This is a genomic window from Terribacillus halophilus, assembly GCF_900101385.1.
In the GTDB taxonomy this organism is placed as follows: domain Bacteria; phylum Bacillota; class Bacilli; order Bacillales; family Amphibacillaceae; genus Terribacillus; species Terribacillus halophilus.
Map to the genome: position 1 here is coordinate 64,025 of NZ_FMZB01000006.1, position 18,814 is coordinate 82,838.

Annotated in this window: 23 protein-coding genes; 16 read left to right on the forward strand and 7 right to left on the reverse strand. The window is 44.9% G+C overall.

Translation table 11 applies throughout. From position 1 onward, the window contains the following. Nucleotides 1-4: 4 nt before the first annotated feature. Nucleotides 5-844: a methyl-accepting chemotaxis protein gene (locus BLQ53_RS11395; protein ID WP_212733367.1), complete on the reverse strand. Its 840-nt coding sequence runs from the start codon at nt 842-844 to the stop codon at nt 5-7. 165 nt (nt 845-1,009) lie between these two features. Here BLQ53_RS11395 and BLQ53_RS11400 point away from each other — a divergent pair, with 165 nt between their 5' ends. Then, nucleotides 1,010-1,783, forward strand: a complete 774-nt coding sequence (locus tag BLQ53_RS11400; RefSeq protein WP_093727447.1) for an SDR family oxidoreductase — start codon at nt 1,010-1,012, stop codon at nt 1,781-1,783. A gap of 88 nt (nt 1,784-1,871) precedes the next feature. Then, nucleotides 1,872-2,081, forward strand: coding sequence for a hypothetical protein (locus BLQ53_RS11405; RefSeq protein WP_093727448.1), 210 nt, complete (start codon nt 1,872-1,874; stop codon nt 2,079-2,081). Between the two features lie 410 nt (nt 2,082-2,491). On the opposite strand, the gene BLQ53_RS11410 is transcribed toward BLQ53_RS11405, so the two are convergent. Further along, the gene (locus tag BLQ53_RS11410) at nt 2,492-3,013 is read right to left on the reverse strand and encodes a M15 family metallopeptidase (RefSeq protein WP_425288302.1); all 522 of its coding nucleotides are present in this window, start codon (nt 3,011-3,013) and stop codon (nt 2,492-2,494) included. A gap of 133 nt (nt 3,014-3,146) precedes the next feature. Beyond that, nucleotides 3,147-3,677 (reverse strand): HD domain-containing protein, encoded by a 531-nt coding sequence (locus tag BLQ53_RS11415; RefSeq protein WP_093727449.1) that lies wholly within the window; start codon nt 3,675-3,677, stop codon nt 3,147-3,149. 231 nt (nt 3,678-3,908) lie between these two features. Here BLQ53_RS11415 and BLQ53_RS11420 point away from each other — a divergent pair, with 231 nt between their 5' ends. Further along, nucleotides 3,909-4,868, forward strand: a complete 960-nt coding sequence (locus tag BLQ53_RS11420) for a cation diffusion facilitator family transporter (protein WP_093727450.1) — start codon at nt 3,909-3,911, stop codon at nt 4,866-4,868. A gap of 31 nt (nt 4,869-4,899) precedes the next feature. On the opposite strand, the gene BLQ53_RS11425 is transcribed toward BLQ53_RS11420, so the two are convergent. Further along, nucleotides 4,900-5,769, reverse strand: coding sequence for an SDR family oxidoreductase (locus BLQ53_RS11425; RefSeq protein ID WP_093727451.1), 870 nt, complete (start codon nt 5,767-5,769; stop codon nt 4,900-4,902). Nucleotides 5,770-5,927: 158 nt separating this feature from the next. Here BLQ53_RS11425 and BLQ53_RS18960 point away from each other — a divergent pair, with 158 nt between their 5' ends. The 10 genes from BLQ53_RS18960 (at nt 5,928) to BLQ53_RS11470 (ending at nt 14,001) form a co-directional block, all read left to right on the forward strand. Next, entirely contained in the window at nt 5,928-6,083 is a 156-nt protein-coding gene (locus BLQ53_RS18960; RefSeq protein WP_170829673.1) for a hypothetical protein, read from the forward strand. 135 nt (nt 6,084-6,218) lie between these two features. Beyond that, complete coding sequence (nadE, locus tag BLQ53_RS11430; protein WP_093727452.1) at nt 6,219-7,037, forward strand: ammonia-dependent NAD(+) synthetase; 819 nt, start codon at nt 6,219-6,221, stop codon at nt 7,035-7,037. 114 nt (nt 7,038-7,151) lie between these two features. Then, nucleotides 7,152-7,547 carry a large-conductance mechanosensitive channel protein MscL gene (gene mscL, locus BLQ53_RS11435; RefSeq protein ID WP_093727453.1) on the forward strand — a complete coding sequence of 132 codons (396 nt, stop codon included), beginning with the start codon at nt 7,152-7,154 and terminating at the stop codon, nt 7,545-7,547. 97 nt (nt 7,548-7,644) lie between these two features. Further along, nucleotides 7,645-8,883, forward strand: coding sequence for an MDR family MFS transporter (locus tag BLQ53_RS11440; protein WP_093727454.1), 1,239 nt, complete (start codon nt 7,645-7,647; stop codon nt 8,881-8,883). Then, nucleotides 8,880-9,467: a DNA-3-methyladenine glycosylase gene (locus tag BLQ53_RS11445; RefSeq protein WP_093727455.1), complete on the forward strand. Its 588-nt coding sequence runs from the start codon at nt 8,880-8,882 to the stop codon at nt 9,465-9,467. The genes BLQ53_RS11440 and BLQ53_RS11445 overlap by 4 nt, the downstream gene beginning before the upstream one ends. Before the next feature lie 86 nt (nt 9,468-9,553). Then, nucleotides 9,554-10,483, forward strand: a complete 930-nt coding sequence (locus BLQ53_RS11450) for a manganese-dependent inorganic pyrophosphatase (RefSeq protein ID WP_093727456.1) — start codon at nt 9,554-9,556, stop codon at nt 10,481-10,483. 224 nt (nt 10,484-10,707) lie between these two features. Continuing rightward, nucleotides 10,708-11,679, forward strand: a complete 972-nt coding sequence (locus BLQ53_RS11455; RefSeq protein ID WP_093727457.1) for an aldo/keto reductase — start codon at nt 10,708-10,710, stop codon at nt 11,677-11,679. 95 nt (nt 11,680-11,774) lie between these two features. Beyond that, complete coding sequence (locus tag BLQ53_RS11460; protein WP_093727615.1) at nt 11,775-12,335, forward strand: shikimate kinase; 561 nt, start codon at nt 11,775-11,777, stop codon at nt 12,333-12,335. A 180-nt stretch (nt 12,336-12,515) separates the two neighbouring features. Further along, a complete protein-coding gene (locus BLQ53_RS11465) occupies nt 12,516-13,388 on the forward strand; it encodes a glycosyltransferase family 8 protein (RefSeq protein WP_093727458.1) in 873 nt (290 codons plus the stop codon). Nucleotides 13,389-13,458: 70 nt separating this feature from the next. Next, the gene (locus tag BLQ53_RS11470) at nt 13,459-14,001 is read left to right on the forward strand and encodes a transcription repressor NadR (protein ID WP_093727459.1); all 543 of its coding nucleotides are present in this window, start codon (nt 13,459-13,461) and stop codon (nt 13,999-14,001) included. Here the strand turns inward: BLQ53_RS11470 and BLQ53_RS11475 are convergent, their stop codons facing one another. The 3 genes from BLQ53_RS11475 to BLQ53_RS11485 are packed head-to-tail and all read right to left on the reverse strand — an operon-like array spanning nt 14,002 to nt 15,982. Beyond that, nucleotides 14,002-14,844: an SDR family oxidoreductase gene (locus BLQ53_RS11475; RefSeq protein ID WP_093727460.1), complete on the reverse strand. Its 843-nt coding sequence runs from the start codon at nt 14,842-14,844 to the stop codon at nt 14,002-14,004. Nucleotides 14,845-14,864: 20 nt separating this feature from the next. After that, the gene (locus BLQ53_RS11480) at nt 14,865-15,485 is read right to left on the reverse strand and encodes a flavin reductase family protein (protein ID WP_093727461.1); all 621 of its coding nucleotides are present in this window, start codon (nt 15,483-15,485) and stop codon (nt 14,865-14,867) included. Nucleotides 15,486-15,544: 59 nt separating this feature from the next. Then, entirely contained in the window at nt 15,545-15,982 is a 438-nt protein-coding gene (locus tag BLQ53_RS11485) for a YueI family protein (RefSeq protein WP_093727462.1), read from the reverse strand. A 79-nt stretch (nt 15,983-16,061) separates the two neighbouring features. Between BLQ53_RS11485 and BLQ53_RS11490 the strand changes: the two genes are divergently transcribed. The 3 genes from BLQ53_RS11490 to BLQ53_RS11500 all read left to right on the forward strand — a co-directional run bounded on the left by BLQ53_RS11490 (nt 16,062) and on the right by BLQ53_RS11500 (nt 18,784). Next, nucleotides 16,062-17,078 carry a LytTR family transcriptional regulator DNA-binding domain-containing protein gene (locus BLQ53_RS11490; RefSeq protein WP_139180874.1) on the forward strand — a complete coding sequence of 339 codons (1,017 nt, stop codon included), beginning with the start codon at nt 16,062-16,064 and terminating at the stop codon, nt 17,076-17,078. Nucleotides 17,079-17,234: 156 nt separating this feature from the next. Beyond that, entirely contained in the window at nt 17,235-18,080 is an 846-nt protein-coding gene (locus BLQ53_RS11495; protein ID WP_093727463.1) for an ABC transporter ATP-binding protein, read from the forward strand. Then, nucleotides 18,077-18,784, forward strand: coding sequence for an ABC transporter permease (locus BLQ53_RS11500; protein ID WP_093727464.1), 708 nt, complete (start codon nt 18,077-18,079; stop codon nt 18,782-18,784). Before BLQ53_RS11495 ends, BLQ53_RS11500 begins: the two co-directional genes overlap by 4 nt. The last annotated feature ends 30 nt before the right edge of the window (nt 18,785-18,814 follow it).

The window sequence follows — 18,814 nt, forward strand, 5'->3', positions numbered from 1 at the left end:
CTCCTTAATCTTGGTTCGTTACTTTTTTCATTGTTTCGATGATTTGTTTGCTCTTTTCATCCAAAGCCTGGATATCATCCATGAATTCAACCATGACGACGGACTGCTCCTCGGAGGAAGTGGATACTTCATTGATGCTTAGTGTGAGATTCTCAATGCTGGTACGGATTTCTGTTAGGGATTTACCAATCGTTTGGACGGCTTCCTTTGTGTTATCGGATAGCTTTCGGATTTCATCTGCTACAACTCCGAAGCCTTTTCCTGCTTCGCCTGACCGAGCTGCTTCAATGGCTGCATTCAGACCAAGAAGATTTGTCTGTGTGGATATTTGTTCAATAAGCTGAACCACTTCACCGATTTGGTGTGAGTTTTGATTGGCGCTATTCGCTTGCGCATTTATGTCACTGCTTGTAGCGGAAAGCTCTTCTGCTTGGGCAGCTACATGCTGTACTTTTCCTTGAAGGGCATCAATCACTTCATTTAATTTGCTAAGCTCTTTATCCAGCTTAGCTTGATGCTCCAATGTACGGGATAAGGATAATAAGCCTACAATTTCATTAGTCTCCATATCGCGGATGGGAGTTATGGAAGTGACGACAGGTGCGCCAAGTTCTTCATAATCCTCAGTGATGGCAAATACGATTTGTTCCCCTTTGATTGCGCGCAGATAAACGTCATGTTCATCCAGTCTTGTTTTTCCCGCTTCGATGTCTAGAGTCAAGATTGTCGATGGTGCATAGTATACAAACTTCTCGGTATCCAGTACGCCCATAGCGGCTGTCGGGCCTAGTGTGTCCTTTATAATCGGGGCAATATTGACTACTGCCTGAATTGTAGAATTCATAAAGCGAGCTCCTCTGCACATGATTTCTCTTTATATCGGTAAGAAGTACCTGGAAGTGAAGCGCTTCACTGCAAAAAGTCCTATTTTGTCATATTTTGTAGAAAAGTTTCCTTGAAATGAATTAGGGGAAAAGCAGAGAAGAACATAATTCGGGAGGGTATCGACATGTACAATGACCTGGAAGGAAAGACTGCAATCGTCACTGGATCATCCAAAGGAATCGGGCGGGCAATTGCAGAACGTTTCGGACAAGAGGGCATGAATGTTGTTGTTAATTATCACGGAGATGAGGATGGTGCTAACGAAGCTGCTGAAAATATCCGTCAAGCAGGTGGGGAAGCGATCGTCATTCAAGCGGATGTATCCAAGAAAGATGAGGTACAGCAATTGCTGGAGGCGGCATTGAAGGTATTCGGCGGAGTGGACATAATGGTGAACAACTCTGGTTTCAGTAAGCCGGAGTCATTTCATGAAATGGATGAAGATACATGGAGAAGTGTCATTGATGTGAATCTGACGGGTACCTTCCTTGGCGGGCAAATGGCCCTTCGTCACATGCTGGATCATGATATGAAAGGCAGCATCATCAATATCTCGAGTGTGCATCAGCAGATTCCGAAACCGTCGGATAGTCATTACGCAGCGTCAAAAGGCGGAATCAAGCTTTTGACGGAGACAATGGCCCTCGAGTATGCAGACAAGGGTATCCGTGTGAATGCCATTGCACCAGGAACGATCGCCACGGAGCGAAACAAAGATACAAAACCGGAAAATGAAGCAAAACAGATGAAAAAGATACCGATGCAGTCCTTCGGTAAACCAGAGGAAATTGCAGCAGCAGCGGCATGGTTGGCATCTAAGGAAGCAAGCTATGTAACGGGCACGACACTCTTCGTCGATGGCGGAATGACGCTGTATCCTTCCCAACTTGAATTGTGATAGGTGACAAAATCGTCACTTCCCTGCTCATAATGTTACCAAAATAACAGGAGTTCGTACCCGTTTCCTTCTATTATAAGAGTAAGGAATGGAAAAGGAGAGGGTGGAAATAGAGCAGATCACTTTTGTAGGCGCTATGCTGATGCTGGGGATTACCTTTGTGCTTGCAGCAGCCGCTATTTTGTCCAATGGGTTGAAGGTGTTGTTCGACCTGACAAGCAATTACATGCGAGTAGCAGTTTTCTGTTTTGCCATCTACGTTATCAGTTTTAGTGCCTATCTTGTTATTGCTAACTAAAAAAGCGCCTTTAAGGGCGCTTTTCTTTTTAGAGAACGTCATAGTATATAACTATTGCAATCGAGCTTACTAAAGCAGTAAATGGGAGGTAAGCAGAAGGTGGAAAATCTTATTTCAGCCGTTTTATAACCTAGATAACTTTATTATGGGCTTGTGCCCGATTGCTCGCACTTATCGAAAATCACTATGCTTGCCAGAAGTAATAACACCATCAAGTCCATATAGAAACTTATGGATAGAAGCCAAATCAATGAAATTCCGCAACAATAGTAAGACAGACGATAAGCGAAGCATTATTGGCTAGGAACCATGCTGTTAATGGCGAGCCAGCAGTGTACGATATTGATCGTTCGCTTACAGCCTTCCCCGGATTTAGTGTAATAATCAAAAAAGCGCCTATAGGGCGCTCTTCATTGGTCGATATGCATTTCCAGATGCGGGTAATCCTTGAAGCCCTGCCAATCCCCGCCCCATTCAAAGCCAAGGTTTTTGGCGATTTCGACTACTTCCATCCAATCGGATTTCCCATTTTCATTCCCATCGTATTCCATATCCCAAATGACATTTCCCGGTTCTGGCTCCAAGGCGAAATCGATGGCGAGTCCATAATTATGCATGGATTCTCCGCCTTGGACATTAGTGACGATCTGTCCATCTGTTGTCCGTCCTTGGGCGTACAGCTTGTCTTGTTCTTCATTGGAACGATAGTCATCTGTTATGATGATGGAAATTCCGATATCAGCAGACTTGTCGATTAGTTCATGCATGTTCTCTTCCACTGTAGGATGGAGGCCGGTGATGCCTTGTGTATCCATGGAATCGGCTGGGGTGGATTGATTGGGCGAAAGCTGCTCTATATGCAAAAAGCCGAATAGGATCAACGCTGCAACTGTCAAAGCCAAGGTCGTTACTATAATCCTTTTCCAGTGCAAGTTCTATTCTCCTTTTGTAATCTCGAATACTATAAGTCTAGCATAGCGGAATGAGGGACAGATTGCACGTTTTGAAGAGTAGATTTAACAGGTAAGATAGGAGATTTAAGGAAGGGGGAGGAAGCGGTCATGATCAGCTTGTCTGGACTTGTCTCATCATGCGCTTCTCGATGCTTGCGTCCAATTTGCGGATGCGTTTCAGTGCTTCCTGCTGAGAAATGGTCTTGTAATGATGTGCGCCGCCAGCTTCTTCATCAGCCGTATCTGCTTCAGCTACCACTTGCTGTAATGGATCAAGCTTCAAGTTATGCTCTGGCAAGTACGAGTCAGTATGCAAAAGGATAGCCAAGGAAATCGCTTTAGCTGCCTGTGGATCTTCACCTAAACGGATCAATAATTTGTGGGCACGCGCAGCCCCTTTGATGGCGTGGATATCGTTTTGTTTATAAAGATCATAATCCCATTTACCATCACGATACCATTCGTAATGACCAATATCATGCAGCAATGCCGCTTTGACTGCCATGTCTGGATCGACTTGCTCCCTTTCACTGATGATCAAGGCTTTTTCCGCTACCGATATCGCATGAGCCTGCCCGGAGCGTCCGAGGTATTTCAATGCAATCGGATGCGTGTAGATCTGTTCTAATGTTACTTTTCTCATTTTTGTGTCTCCTTCCTTTGTAAAAGTATATTGTTCAAGATATTAACACGTCGGGCTGAAGACTGCAAGTGAAAAAAGTTGAGTTCCATGTATATGGAATAACCGTTTGTACTAAAACTAAAACACAATGGCTGCGCATACGGGTCTGTGTTGCATTCAATGTATGCTATGCTAAAATTATTGTTACCATAAACTACTACATATAAATACCACAAAGAAGGAAGAGACAGCATGAAAGAATATGTAAGTCTGTTACGTCAGGGAAGTAAATCAGCTGCATTGGCTGCAATGGTCAATCTGGTTATTGCACTTGTAAAAGGAGGAGCTTTCCTGCTGACGGGGAATGTGGCAATGTTCGCGGAAACGATGCACAGTTTCGGTGATGCTGCTAACCAGCTATTCGTCTATGTTGGATCAGCGCTTAGCAAGAAAGCCCCGACAGAGCGGTTCCCGGGAGGGTTTGGCCGGGCAGTCAACTTAGTGCTACTTGGGGCTGTCCTGATCGTCGGGATATTAGCTTATGAAACGATACGTGAGGGAATTACGCACTTGGCGCATCCATCGGAATCAGAAGGACTATGGATAAGTATCACAGTACTTGCACTCGGCTGTATTCTTGAAGGGTATGTGCTGCTGAAAGCGATGCGTGAGATTGCCCATGAGAGTGAATCAGGTGCGAAGGGGTTTGCGGTCATTCCAATGAGTTTCGTGCATGTGAAACGGGCTAAGCCAGCTACAAAATTGGTTTTCATGGAAGACTTGGTGGCAACCAGCGGGGGACTGGTTGCCATTATCGCGATCCTGATTGCTGCGTATACACCGTTTTACCAAGCAGAAGGCATCGCTTCCATCATAATAGGTGCAATGATGTTTTTAGTGGTGGGACGCGTTTTCCTTGATAATGCTGCTGGTGTCATCGGGGAAGCTGACGAGGAGATGGCCGACAAAATCGGAAATATTCTTTTTGCAGATAAAGACGTGAAGGATATCCAGGAAATGACCGTGGTAAAGGAAGGAGAGTCCTTCCACGTAGAAGCAAAACTGGAGATCGACCCGGCACTTACAGTAGCTGCTGCCGATGATATCAAGGACCGTCTGGAAGCTCAGATAATGGAGCATAGAGGTGTCACGGATGTCATTATCGAATTTGATGAAGATGATAAAACACAAGCTTGGAAAAGCAAAGAATAAGGAAGCTGCATCTGCAGCTTCCTTATTTCATTTAAGATGACATATAGTCTCCGCCATTTACGTGGATGAACTGTCCAGTAATATAAGCTGCTTCATCACAAGCGAGCAGCACATAGCTTCCGATTAGATCAACAGGCTGGCCGGGTCTGCCAAGGGGTGTTTGGGTACCGAAGCTTCCCAGGGTCTCTTGCGGCATGGTGGCCGGGATGAGCGGTGTCCAAATCGGTCCGGGTGCTACGCCATTCACTCGTATTCCTTTGGAAGCAAGACCTTTCGCCAGTGAGCGAGTAAAAGCGACGATGGCTCCCTTGGTCGACGTATAGTCAATCAATGTCGGGTTGCCGATATACGGTGTGACGGATGATGTATTGATGATACAGTTGCCTTTGCCAAGATGCGGCAGCGCAGCACGTGTCAGGTAGAAATAGCTGAAGAAATTGGTACGGAATGTACGCTCTAACTGCTCAGGCGTAATATCGGTCAAATCATTCTGAACTTCCTGACGTGCAGCATTGTTTACCAGGATATCAAGCTTATTGAAGTCCTGTACAACATGATCGATCAGATTGTCACAAAACACAGCATCGCTTATGTCCCCTGGATAGAGAATACATTTGACACCTTCTTGCTCGATGCGTTTCTTTGCATAGTCCGCGTCCTTTTGTTCATCCAGATAGGAAATCGCAATATCAGCACCTTCTTTTGCATACGCGATAGCAACAGCACGTCCGATACCGCTGTCTCCTCCGGTAATCAAAGCCACCTTGCCCCGCAGTTTTCCGCTTCCCTTCCAATGCTCGAATTCCTCAATCGGGAGGGGGTCCATCTCATGCTGGATACCTGGCTGTCTGGTTTGTTGTCTCCCGGGATTGCCCTCTTTCATGAATTCATATAAATCCATCTTTTCTCTGCCTCCTTCTGTTCCATAAATGAAGTTATTGACATAAACGGGATGTTCTAAAACGCAGGGAGGGTGAATAAGTTCCTTTGAATGGGTTTTTTTCGGCAGGGAATTGAGCTAGAATAGACGAAAGAAGAAATGGAAAGGAGTTGTTTGCGATGCGAGCTTATGAAGACTACATTGCAGAGCTTTTCACTTTTGATGATCCATTCTTTCGTTCAACAGATCTTGATTTTGATATAGATGTCCAGCGTATGGAAAAGACGATGGAGGATATGAAGGCATATCTGAATACGAAGCCCGCGGAGAACTGATTCGCGGGTTTTATTTTTCGGCTTTTATCAGGTGATTGGTTTATACTATAGAAAGAGAGCATGATACATAAATAGATTACGTTCCAGCTTGAGAGGGAAAAGAGTACTATCATTATTCATCGAGGAGGCAAAATCATGTCCAATCAAACAAGAATCATCGAAGAGCTGCAAGTAAAACCAACAATAGACGCTAAGCAGGAAATCCGCAGCCGAATCGACTTCCTGAAGGAATATTTGCTTAAGACCGGTGCTAAAGGTTTCGTTCTCGGTATCAGCGGGGGACAGGATTCCACATTGGCAGGACGTCTTGCGCAGCTGGCAATTGAAGAATTGAAAAACGAAGGCAAGGATGTGACCTTTGCTGCAGTACGTTTGCCATATGGGGAGCAAGCGGATGAAGAAGATGCACAGCTGGCATTGAAATTCATCGATCCGGCCGAGTCTTATGTATACAATATCAAGGAGGCTGTAATCAAAGCTGCCGATGCTTACGAAGATGCTGCAGGCGAAAAGCTTGCTGATTACCATAAAGGCAATATCAAAGCAAGGATGCGTATGATTGCCCAATATGCAATTGGCGGTCAGAAGGGGTTGCTTGTCATCGGTACAGACCATGCAGCGGAAGCAATCACCGGTTTCTTCACGAAATACGGAGATGGCGGGGCAGATGTTCTGCCGCTCAGCGGCCTGAATAAACGGCAAGGCAAGCAGCTGCTGATAGAGCTTGGTGCCCCGGAACGTTTATATGAGAAATTACCAACTGCTGATTTGCTTGATGAAAAGCCAGGGCAAGCAGATGAAGCGGAGCTTGGGTTGAAATACGAGGATATTGATGATTATCTCGAAGGGAAAATCATCGACGAGAACACGGCAAAGCTGCTTGAAGATCGTTATTTCAAAACAACACATAAACGGCAGCAACCTGCATCCATACATGATGACTGGTGGAAATAATTATAATGGCAAACGGGACTCCATGCGGGGTCTCGTTTTATTTTGGGATGGCTATACTTGAAAAAGATAGATGGATGCGTAAAAATGGTACTAGCCGAAGGAGGGATACATACGATGCTCAAGGAATTCAAAGAGTTTGCGTTACGCGGAAACGTCGTGGACTTGGCTGTAGCCGTAGTGATCGGTTCCGCGTTCAGTGCCATCACGACTTCCCTCGTCAACGATATCATCATGCCGATTATCGGCATCATCACAGGCGGGCATGATTTTAGCGGGCTTCAGTTCACTGTTGGCAGCGCTGTAGTGAAGTATGGTGCATTCATTCAAACGGTGATCAATTTCTTTTTGATTGCTGCAGCGTTATTCATTGTCGTCAAAGTAATGAATCGTCTGAAGCGCAAGCAGCCGCAGACAGAAGAGGTAGTCGAGAAATTGAGCGTGGAACAGGAGCTGCTCACGGAAATTCGCGATTTATTGAAAAAAGAAGAGAAATTGGAGGATCAGATATGAGTCTGATCCTTTTTGATTATTTTCTGAGCGGTTCGGGAATGCAAGAACAGCACCCTTGTAATCTGCTATAATCTGGATTATGAGGAGATGAGACAGCATGTCAGTTTTACGTTCACTGCATCCTTTTAGCTGGACGATCATCATCGGAACGGTGTTCGGCAGGATGGCCACTAGTATGAGTATTCCTTTTTTAGCAATTTATTTGACGCAGGAGAAGGGAGCGTCTGCCGGGTTCACAGGATTGATCATTGCCATCAGTTCCTTGGTCGGTATATTATCCAGCTTTTACGGCGGATACTTTTCTGATCGATTCGGCAGAAAGAAAATCATCGCTATCAGTATATTTGGCTGGTGCGGCGTTTTCGTAGGATTCGCGCTGGCAGATGCCATCTGGGTATTCTTCGTTATGAATGCACTGAATGGATTATGCCGTTCATTATTCGAACCTACATCGAAAGCCCTTTTATCAGATGTGACTGATCAAAAAAATCGATTGCTCGTTTTCAATCTGCGCTATACGGCAATCAATATTGGAGTCGTATTCGGACCGCTCCTGGGGCTGTACTTCGGTTCCGCTTCTTCGACAGCTCCATTCCTGATAGCTGCTTTCGTTTATTTTGTATATGGACTTGTTTTGATTTTTCAATTCTTACGTGTCAAAGTGGAAGAAATAGCTGCCGCAGCAAACAGGATCAGCGTCCGTGAAGCATTTCATGTAACGCGAAAGGATACTTTATTTATGTTCCTGCTGATCGGGGTCACGATCAGTGTGTTTGGGTATTCGCACTTTAGCGCTACCTTGCCGCAATTTTTCGCAGCTACGCCTACTATAGAAGATGGGGCTAAAGTTTTCAGCATGATGCTCACGTTGAATGCTCTAACAGTCCTGGTTGTGCAATATCCGATAGTGGCTGTGGCGAAACGGTATTCGCTTGTTTTGTCCTTGATGCTTGGGAATATACTGATTGCCATCAGTTTGCTGAGTATGGCATTCTTGCATAATATCATCTGGATTGCAGCTGCCGTCATATTATTCACGATCGGGGAAGTGCTGTTATTCTCGATGTCGGATATGTTCATCGATGAGATTGCCAATCCTGATATGAAGGGGACATATTTTGGGGCGATGGGCTTTACAGGCTTTGGAAGTGTGGCAGGCCCGCTGATCGGAGGCATGCTGCTGGATCGTTTCGGTGCTGTCCATCCGATTCCGATATTTACTATCATAAGCCTTCTCGTCATTATCGGTGCCCCATTCTTATTCCAAGTTTGGGTAATGCTAAAAGGGAAGGAGCAAAAACCGAAACCTCTTTTGAAAAAGGAGCATGTTAAATGACAAGTTATCCACCGCTGCCCCAATCATTTTATGAGCAGCCTACACTGGAGCTGGCTCCAAGTTTATTGGGTTGTCTGCTCGTACATGAAACGCCGGAGGGGATCACCTCCGGATATATTGTAGAAACCGAAGCATACCGTGGGTCACTCGACCGCGCTGCGCATAGCTTCAATAATCGGCGTACGAAACGCACGGAGATCATGTTCCATGCCCCGGGTCATATCTATACGTACACGATGCATCGGCAAGTGCTGCTCAATGTCGTCAGTGCTGATTCAGAGATACCGGAAGCAGTTCTCATCCGAGCGCTTGAACCGAAGGAAGGCATCGAACTCATGGAAACGCGCAGACCCGGACGAAAACCGAGGGAATTGACGAATGGTCCAGGTAAGCTGTGTCAGGCGATGGGGATCATGCAATCGCAGTACGGCGGTCACTTTACCAATCCGCCATTATATATCACACAAGGTTACAAACCGGAGCAAGTGGAGATAGGACCGAGGATCGGCATTCCGAATGCACAGGAAGCCCGTGATTTTCCTTGGCGTTTCTGGGTTCACGGAAATAGGTATGTTTCCAAGTGAGTCCCTTTTTAAAACAGCTATAATCATGTAAAATAAATACATCATGTCCGGCATTAGCCGGCAATGCAAAAAAGGAGAGATAGGCAGTGGGTAAAGTACTCGTCTTTGGACATAAAAACCCGGATACAGATGCGGTTACATCCGCAATTGCATACGCACATTTGAAAAATAAACTAGGTATGGAAGCAGAAGCAGTCCGCCTGGGGGAATTGAATGAAGAAACGGCATACGCTTTGAAAGCTTTCGGTTTGGAAGCTCCCCGGATGATCGAGGCAATCGATGGAGATGCAGAGCAAGTCATCCTAGTCGATCATAATGAAAAACAGCAAAGCGTATCAGATATCGACACCGTTTCTGTCGTTGAAGTGGTCGACCACCATCGTATCGCGAACTTCGAAACGGCGGATCCGCTTTATTACCGTGCAGAGCCAGTAGGCTGTACAGCTACCATCATCAAAAAAATCTATAAAGAACATGATGTGGAGATTCCGAAAGAAATCGCAGGTGCCATGCTGAGTGCGATCATCTCTGACTCTTTATTGTTCAAATCTCCTACTTGCACGGAACAGGATGTCAAGGCCGCGAAGGAACTTGCAGAGATAGCAGGTGTCGATGTAAATACATACGGCTTGGATATGCTGAAAGCAGGCGCGGATGTCAGCAAGAAAACAGCCGATGAATTGATCACACTTGATGCAAAAGAATTTCAGATGGGTGATGCAACAGTGGAAATCGCCCAGGTCAATGTCGTCGACGAACAGGATGTCCTTGTCCGTCAAGCTGAAGTGGAAGCAGCGATGAAGCAGAAGATCACGGATAAAGGGTTGAAACTGTATCTGTTCGCCATCACGAATATCCTGACCAATGATTCCACAGCAATTGCAATCGGGGCTGATACGGAAGCCGTTGAAAAAGCGTTCAACGTGACACTATCCAACAATACAGCAACACTTAAAGGTGTCGTATCCCGTAAAAAACAAATCGTACCAGTTCTGACTGAAGTCATGAATGGCTAATAATATCCGAGCAGGCTTCTAAAGGCCTGCTCATTTTATTTGCTGTCAGCTTGTACTTAATGCTAAAGTGGATATACACCCGCATAGGAAACAACCTCGCAACATCTTCTTCCAATCAAGAACTCTGTTTTTTCTGCAGCGGCAAAGGATGCTTTTTCTCTGAAAGAGGGAATAGGTATGCAAGCTACTGACTTATTTTTCAGAATAAAAGGGAGGCTTTTCGGATGAAATATACAGCTATGCCAGGAATCGAGCGCCCGCTCTCAAAATTGATCCTGGGAACGACAAAATTCTTCGAAGAAAAAAGACAAGATGTATTCGCTGTTCTGGACGCTTTCTTGCAGGTAGGAGGCAATACAATCGATACAGGTCCGAAATACGCAAAATACCAGGCGGAGAAATTGATCGGACAATGGATGCAAGAGCGCGATACCCGCAAAAACGTCATCCTCATTTCAAAAGGCGGCCATTATCATATCGATCGGGATGGAACGCATCATCCAGAAGTGAAGCGCGTGGATCCGGATGAGATCACGAAGGATCTTCATGAGAGCTTGGAGAACTTGCAGACTGATTTCATCGATATTTACCTCATACACCGAGATGATCGGAGTGTACCTGTCCAGGTACTGATGGATATGCTGCATGAGCATCAACAGGCCGGCAAAATAGGCGTATATGGAGTATCAAACTGGCAGCCTGACCGTATGGAAGAAGCTAATGCATATGCCGATAGCAAAGGATATGACAGGCTGGTGGTCAATAGCCCGAATCTTAGTCTTGCGCAGCTGAATGAAGTACGATGGGCGGAGACAGTGGCGCTGGATGATGAATATTTAGCTTGGCATCGCCGTACGGGAATGCCGGTGATTTCATGGGCAGCCCAGGCAGGCGGTTTCTTCACCGGTACATATGATCGAAACCATGTGACAGATGAAGAAGTTGCTCGCGTCTATTACAATGATGATAACTGGGAACGATTTGACCGAGCTGCCGAAATAGCCGCTAGAAAAGGCGTGACTGCGAACCAGGTTGCGATTGCATATGTCCTGCATCAAGCGTTTCCGACATGCGCCATTGTCGGTTGTAAAAATGTGCAGCGGCTGGAAGAAGCACTCCCGGCAATCGATATCGATTTGACTGACGAAGAAGTGAAGTGGCTGAATTTGGAGCTGGAAGATGCCAAGGTGGAATAAGGTATTTCTCTCTTACGATTTTTTGACTTATCGTATACAATAGAACATATTACAAAGTATACGGTAAGAAAGAGAGGAGTTATGGTGTGCGGACAATGAGCAGACAGCATATACCCGTGAGGGCGAAAAACATCGTCCTGATCGGATTCATGGGTGTCGGGAAGACGACGATCGGCAAGCTTGTGGCCGATAAACTATTTAGGGACTTCATCGATATCGATATCGAAATCGAGCGCCGTTACGGCATGACAATACCAGAAATATTCGCACAGCATGGTGAAGGATATTTTCGGGAGATCGAACGGCACACTGTCATCGATATTTGTGATAATAAACAATGTAATATCGTTTCCCTTGGCGGCGGTGCGTTCAAGCAGGAAGCCATCCGGGAGAAATGTCTCGACAGCTGTCTCGTACTATTCCTTGATTTAAGCTGGGATCGATGGAAGGAACGTATGGATCTGCTGATCGAAAATCGTCCTGTACTGCATAATAAGTCGGTAGACGAGGTACAGCAGATATTCGATGAACGGCAGGCAATTTATGCAGAACATAACGCACGCGTTACAACTGATAATCTGAATCCGGAAGAAGTTGCGGATTATATCGTAGAAATATTGAAACTGGGATGGGAGCTCCACGAGCCGCTATCCTGATCAATGACTTGATCAAAGAGCTATTGCAATAATACTTGTTGTAATAGCTCTTTTTAACCGGAATAATTGTCCTAATTGTCAAATAATTATAAGTCCTATCTGCTTATTTTCGTCGCTTCATGTTTTCAAAAACGGAAAGCAGGGTACAGAAACTTACGATTTCAAAGGAGGATGAACGTCTTGCATCACAAAGATACGATCCATGTTGTTTCCAGTGCGGATGATAATTATGCTCACCATCTTGGTGTGATGCTGGCATCACTGCTTACAAATGTCAATCGAAATAGACGAATCATGCTATATGTAATCGACGGAGGAATTACCAAGCCGAACAAGCGGATGCTGATGAAGACGACGATGCAATTTGGTGTTCCGATCCGTTTTCTGACCATAGATACGGAATCATATAAGAATGCAACGGAAAGCAGATATATCAATAAAACAGCTTATTACCGAATCTCAATTCCAGAAGTCATTACAGATCCAAACGTAGAACGTGTCATTTATATCGACTGCGATACATTGGTTCTGACGGACATTTCGGAGCTGCATGACATGGACTTTGATAGGAAATTGATGGCCGCAGTGGAAGATGCTGGCCAGCTGCAGCGACTGGAAAAGATGGATATTACGACGGAAGGGAAATACTTCAATTCTGGCATGATGGTCATCGATATGGAAGGCTGGCGCAAACAGAATATCTCCAAGAAGGTGCTGCAATTCATCGATGAGAACAATGATCCGGATTTCCTCTACTTGCATGACCAGGATGCCCTGAATGCAATTCTTTGGGATAAGTGGAAGCCGATCCATCCACGATGGAATGCGCAATCCTTCATCATACTCAAGACCAAGACGCCGACGGAGCTGGCAGAACGGAAACGGTATAAGGAAGCACGTCAATCACCGGCCATCGTGCATTTCACCGGTGCAAATAAACCGTGGAATTCTGATGTCGGACATCCATTTGCGCCGCTTTATTTCGATTTCCTGCAGCAGACACCATGGAAAGTACTTCCCGGACAAAAGGAACAGGAAGTATATGCAGACTAAGGCACAGCTGGGGTGGCTGTGTCTTTTTTATTTGCTATAATACAGGAAACGGCAAAAAGGGCGGATCAGAATGGTTCAAGAGAGAAAGAAGCTATTGGGGAAAACACGCAGGAAATGGCTGTTGGAAAAGCTGCAGACAGCAGATGCTCCACTCAAGGGGAGTGAATTGGCCAAAGAAGCAAATGTCAGCAGGCAAGTGATCGTAGGCGATGTCACACTGCTGAAAGCGGAGCAGCATCCGATCATTGCTACCAGTGAAGGATATATACTCCAGCAGCAGCCTGTTTATGCAGTGGAAAGAATCGTAGCATGTCAGCATGCACCAGAACGGACAGAAGAGGAGCTGCAATTGCTCGTGGATTTGGGTGTGATAGTGAAGGATGTCCGGGTGGAGCATCCTGTTTACGGGCAGATAACGGCCTCCATCATGGTTTCCAGCCGCAGGGAAGTCAAGAAGTTCATTGAAAGGATAGCAAACAGCAGAGCGGGTTATTTATCAGAATTGACAGAAGGCATTCATCTTCATACATTGGCAGCAGACGATGAAACAATAATGGATGAAGCGATCGAGCTGTTGAGGGAGCGCGGCTTTCTGGTGCCAGAGTGGGATTGACTAAACAGTCAATCCCACTTTCCTTTCGCTCATTGCCCATAGCTGTTTGGCTAATTCATCGTTATCCGCTTGTCCTTTTACTTCCTGGATCCGTCGTTTATAGAAATATCCTCCGGAGACATGCTGAACATCGGGGCTTTCTGCTAAATACAAAGCAGTATCCGCTCCTTCGGCAGGTGATTGGAAAAATGGGCGGAGCAGTTGATGGACTTTTTTGCCGAAACCGGATTGTCTGTCCACCCCAAGACTCGTGCTGACCGCTCCTGGGTGTACAGCATTCACCGTGGTGTTTGAATGATGCAGCCGTAAGGAGAGCTCTTTTGTGAACAAAAGGTTAGCAAGCTTGCTGTGACCGTAATTTTGCCATGGCGTAAAAGATGCTGTTCCCCCTAAATCATCAAGGTTGATTTTTCCGATTTTATAGGCACCGGAGGATACGACGACAATGCGTCCCTGAATTGCTGCTTTGATCTGTTTCAACAGCAAATTGGTCAGCAGAAAGTGGCCGAAGTGATTCACGCCCATCATCATCTCCAATCCATCTGCAGTGTATTGCTTTTTTGTTGTGACAACGCCGGCATTATTGATGAGAATATCGATAACAGGATACTGTGTTCTCAATACTTCTGCACAGGCATGGATACTGGAGAATGACGCAAGGTCACATACATACAGATGGATATTGTCCGAACCACTGCGTTCTTTTGCTTCCTCCAATGCTTGCAAACCACGCTCTTCAGAACGACAGAGCATACATACTGTATGACCTCTCCTGGCTAAAGTTACCGTTGTGGCAAAACCCATGCCGGAATTCGCTCCGGTAATTACAACTGTCTTCTGCATTGTGAACACCACTTTCCTGTTTATTCTGGACGTTTCAATGTAAATAGCTCACCCAGCTTACTATAATCATTGCCTGCTAAGCGGCTGATTGGCTGGATTGCTCTTGCATCCAAATAGCCGGTATTTTCATCATAAACTTCCGGCGAAAGATGATACCCTACTACTTTTGCGAGCAATAAGTCCGCTGTCACTGTTCCTTCTTCATCCTTAATCTCGATATGATCATATAATGTGCATTCCATCCGGATGGATGTTTCTCGAATTCCAGGAACCGAGACATATGTGCTCGGTGCAAGCGTCAAGTTGGTGCGGTCCAATTCACTTTCTTCAGCAGGCAAGGTGGCTGCTGTTTTGTTCAAATCCTCGACAATCGGCTCGGTGCTGATATGGACCACAAGCTCCTTGGAGCGAATGGCATGTCGTGCTGTGTCTTTCTGTCTGCCCTCTTTACGCTGTACCGAAATACTGATCAGCGGAGGTGCTGCACTAACGATTGAGAAATAACTGAATGGTGCGGCATTCACGACATCTGATTCTGCTGATTGGGTTGTGACGAAAGCTACCGGTCTTGGAATGATGCTTCCCGTCAGTATCTTATATTGTGTTTTGGCTGAGAGATTGTTCGCATCGAATGTATACAAGCTTTTTACCCCTTTCTGTCAGGCTAACATATGAATCTTACGGGCACTTAACAGTTTTATTACCTTTTAAAGATATTCTTAAGCATTGTTGCAAAGGAGTTTTCCTTTTTTTCGGTGATTTCCTCTGCTGTATCTTCCTCCAAAAAGATGTCTTGCTTATTTATCGCATGGTCGACGTGCAGCACAAGCGCAATGTCCACATCGGCTTCTTGATTGGTAACCGATGTGTAAGGGATACGGCGTGATGATGCGAGTGTTTTATATGGCTTGAAGAATCGTATATTCACTTCTCCCGATAAACGCAAGGATGCATCCGGATAGCTCTTCATTGCTGCTTCCAGTTGCTTCAGTCCTTTTTGCTGGACGACATCACCTTCTGTCATAGCGAGAATGGTACGCTCCCGCAATGTTCCTAAATACTCTCTCCTTTCACTTGCTTTTGTTTCTTTCGTTCCGTATATTCCCTCATTAAGGTAGTCATCTATATTTTTTTTCAAGGCATTTCATCTCCGATTCAGTATTTCTAATTCATGGCGTTAGCTTTACAATAAAAGTAAAACAGGAGGCGATACATAAATGACGACATTGCAATTCGAAAATATCAGCAAGACTTTCCATAATACAATGATCCTGCCTCCAATCGATATAGAACTGCAAGCAGGGGAATGTTATGTGATTCGCTGTAATAAAGTGATTGGGAGTCAGCTGCTTAAAATAATTAACAAAATAGAAAACCCTTCTACCGGTAGTGTACTACTATTCGGTGAAAATATCGAAAACCTGCGTTCCGTGAATGATCGGATCGGCTTTCTTTATCTTGACGATGCCACGTATACGAGGATGAAGGTAAGGAATTATCTTGCTTTCTTTCGGAAACTGTATGGCAGTAAGATCGATTTAGAAGAAGTGATGCAGCAAATCGGCTTGCGTGAGTGGCAAAGTACAAAAATCAGCAAATTGACGTTTTCGCAGGTACGCCGCCTGCAAATCGGCAGACTGCTTGTGCAGGATCAGCCGATTTTCATCATGGAAGAACCTGAACAGAATGTTGATTTGGAAACCAGCTTGATCATTCATCGCGTTATTGAGGAGCTGAGAAACAAAGATAAAACGATACTCATTACCACTATAGACTTGGAAAATGCATTGGCACTGACCAATCATGTCTATTCTTTGACGGATAAGAGCTGTAAACGGATAGCTGTTGAGGAAGAAAATGAAAAAGAAGTTGAGAGAGGAGAAGTGGCTCAGCCAGTCAAATTAGAAAAGATACCGGCGAAAATCGATGATAAGATCATTTTATTCAATCCGTTTGATATTAACTTTATCGAGAGCAGTGAAGGAGTGGCGCAGCTTCATCTACAAGATGGAGTCTATCCATGTACATATACGCTTCAGGAGTTAGAGGAGCGGCTTAGGGCTTTCGGCTTCTTCCGCTGTCACCGTTCTTATCTTGTGAATCTGCAGCAAGTGAAGGAAGTGGTGACTTGGACGCGGAATAGCTTTAGTTTAATTCTGGATGACCATTCGCGCAGCTCGGTTCCGTTATCGAAGAACCGTTTCGAAGAATTGAAGGGAATGCTCGGCTTATAACCTGCTCCATTCACCCTGATATTTTGCAGTATTCAGGGGCCTAATTGCTCCATTCAGCTTTTTTAGGCGCTATTAACCCTGATTTTACAGCGTTTTTTCGTGAATGCCAGTAAGCTATGGTTATCAACCGTTACGAACGGAAAGGAGCAGCACAATATGGAGTACGCATTGCAAGTCAAAGATTTGTCCAAGATATTCGGACAGCAGCGTGCGCTGCAGCAAGTCTCATTCAATGTAAAAAAAGGTGAAATCTTTGGTTTTCTGGGACCGAGTGGTTCAGGGAAGACGACGACTGTTAAAATCCTGACCGGTCAGCTTTTGCAGACTGCGGGAGATGTTAATATCCTGGGTAAACCAGCTTCTAAAATGAAAGATGCCGATTTGGGGAAAATAGGTATTTTGACAGATAATAGTGGGTTATATGAACGGATGACAGTTAAAGATAATTTGGAGTTTTATGCAAAACTTTATAGAACACCGACTGAGAGAGTGGAAGAGGTTCTAAAGCAAGTTGGATTAGCGGATGAGAAAAAGAAGCAGGTCAAAAAGCTGTCAAAAGGAATGAAGCAGCGAATCTTGCTTGCTCGTGCCGTGCTGCATAAGCCTGAAGTATTATTCCTGGATGAGCCTACCTCAGCACTTGATCCTGCCAATGTCCAAAAGATGCATGAGTTGCTGCTGGATTTAAATAAGGAAGGCACGACGATATTCCTCACGACACATAACATGGAGGAAGCGGCACAGCTTTGTGATAGGGTCGCATTTCTCCATGAGGGACAGATTCGGGAATTGAACTCCCCGAAAGCATTACAACATCAATATGCGAAAAAAACCATCCATATCGAACTGAAGGATGGACGACTGGAAACGGTAGGAAATGATGCGGCAGGTGCTGAAAAGATTTATCAATACATGCAAACCGATCAACTACTGACCGTACATTCTGATCAACCGACATTAGGAGATATATTCATTGAAGTGACAGGGAGGAAACTGGCATGAATGCAGCGCGTATTTCAGCAATTATCGTAAAGGAATATCACGACTTGAAAGCGAATGTGCAAGTTTTGATGATGCTTTTAATACCTATCTTTTTGGCTGTTTTGTATAGCAGGATGGGGGATGATGGGAAGGAATTCAGTTTTGTGTTCGTCTCTCTGTTTTCTCTAACTTTCGTCACCATGTATGTGCAGTCCATGCTGATTTCTGAGGAGAAAGAGAAAAATACGCTTCAAGCTTTACTTATGTCCCCGGCTAATACAGTGGAGATAATGGTTGGTAAAAGTACTATGACTGTAATAATCACCATAATATCATTGGTTATATCTTGGTTTATTATGGATATAGAGTTAAACAATCTCGGAATCTTACTGCTTGTTTTTATCTTGTCCGTTGTACTGTTCTTGTGTATTGGAACGATTGTTGGTCTGATCAGCAAGAACTTGATTCAAACAGGCGTCTATATCATGCCTTTTATGTTTTTGTTTGGGCTTGCCCCGATGATTCAGTTATATTTCTCGGAAAGCTGGATAGGAGACATTCTTTCTTATTCCCCAAGCGTATTTACAATGGATATCTCGATGAGTGCTTTGGAAGGGAGTGCTTTTTCGTCTTATCAAACTGATTTACTATGGTTAGCAGGTTGGATGATTGTCGGATTAATCGGTACGTTTATGTTACTCAAAAAGAATAGTCTTTCCAATTAAAAATGCCGCCCGATATGGGCGGCATTTTCA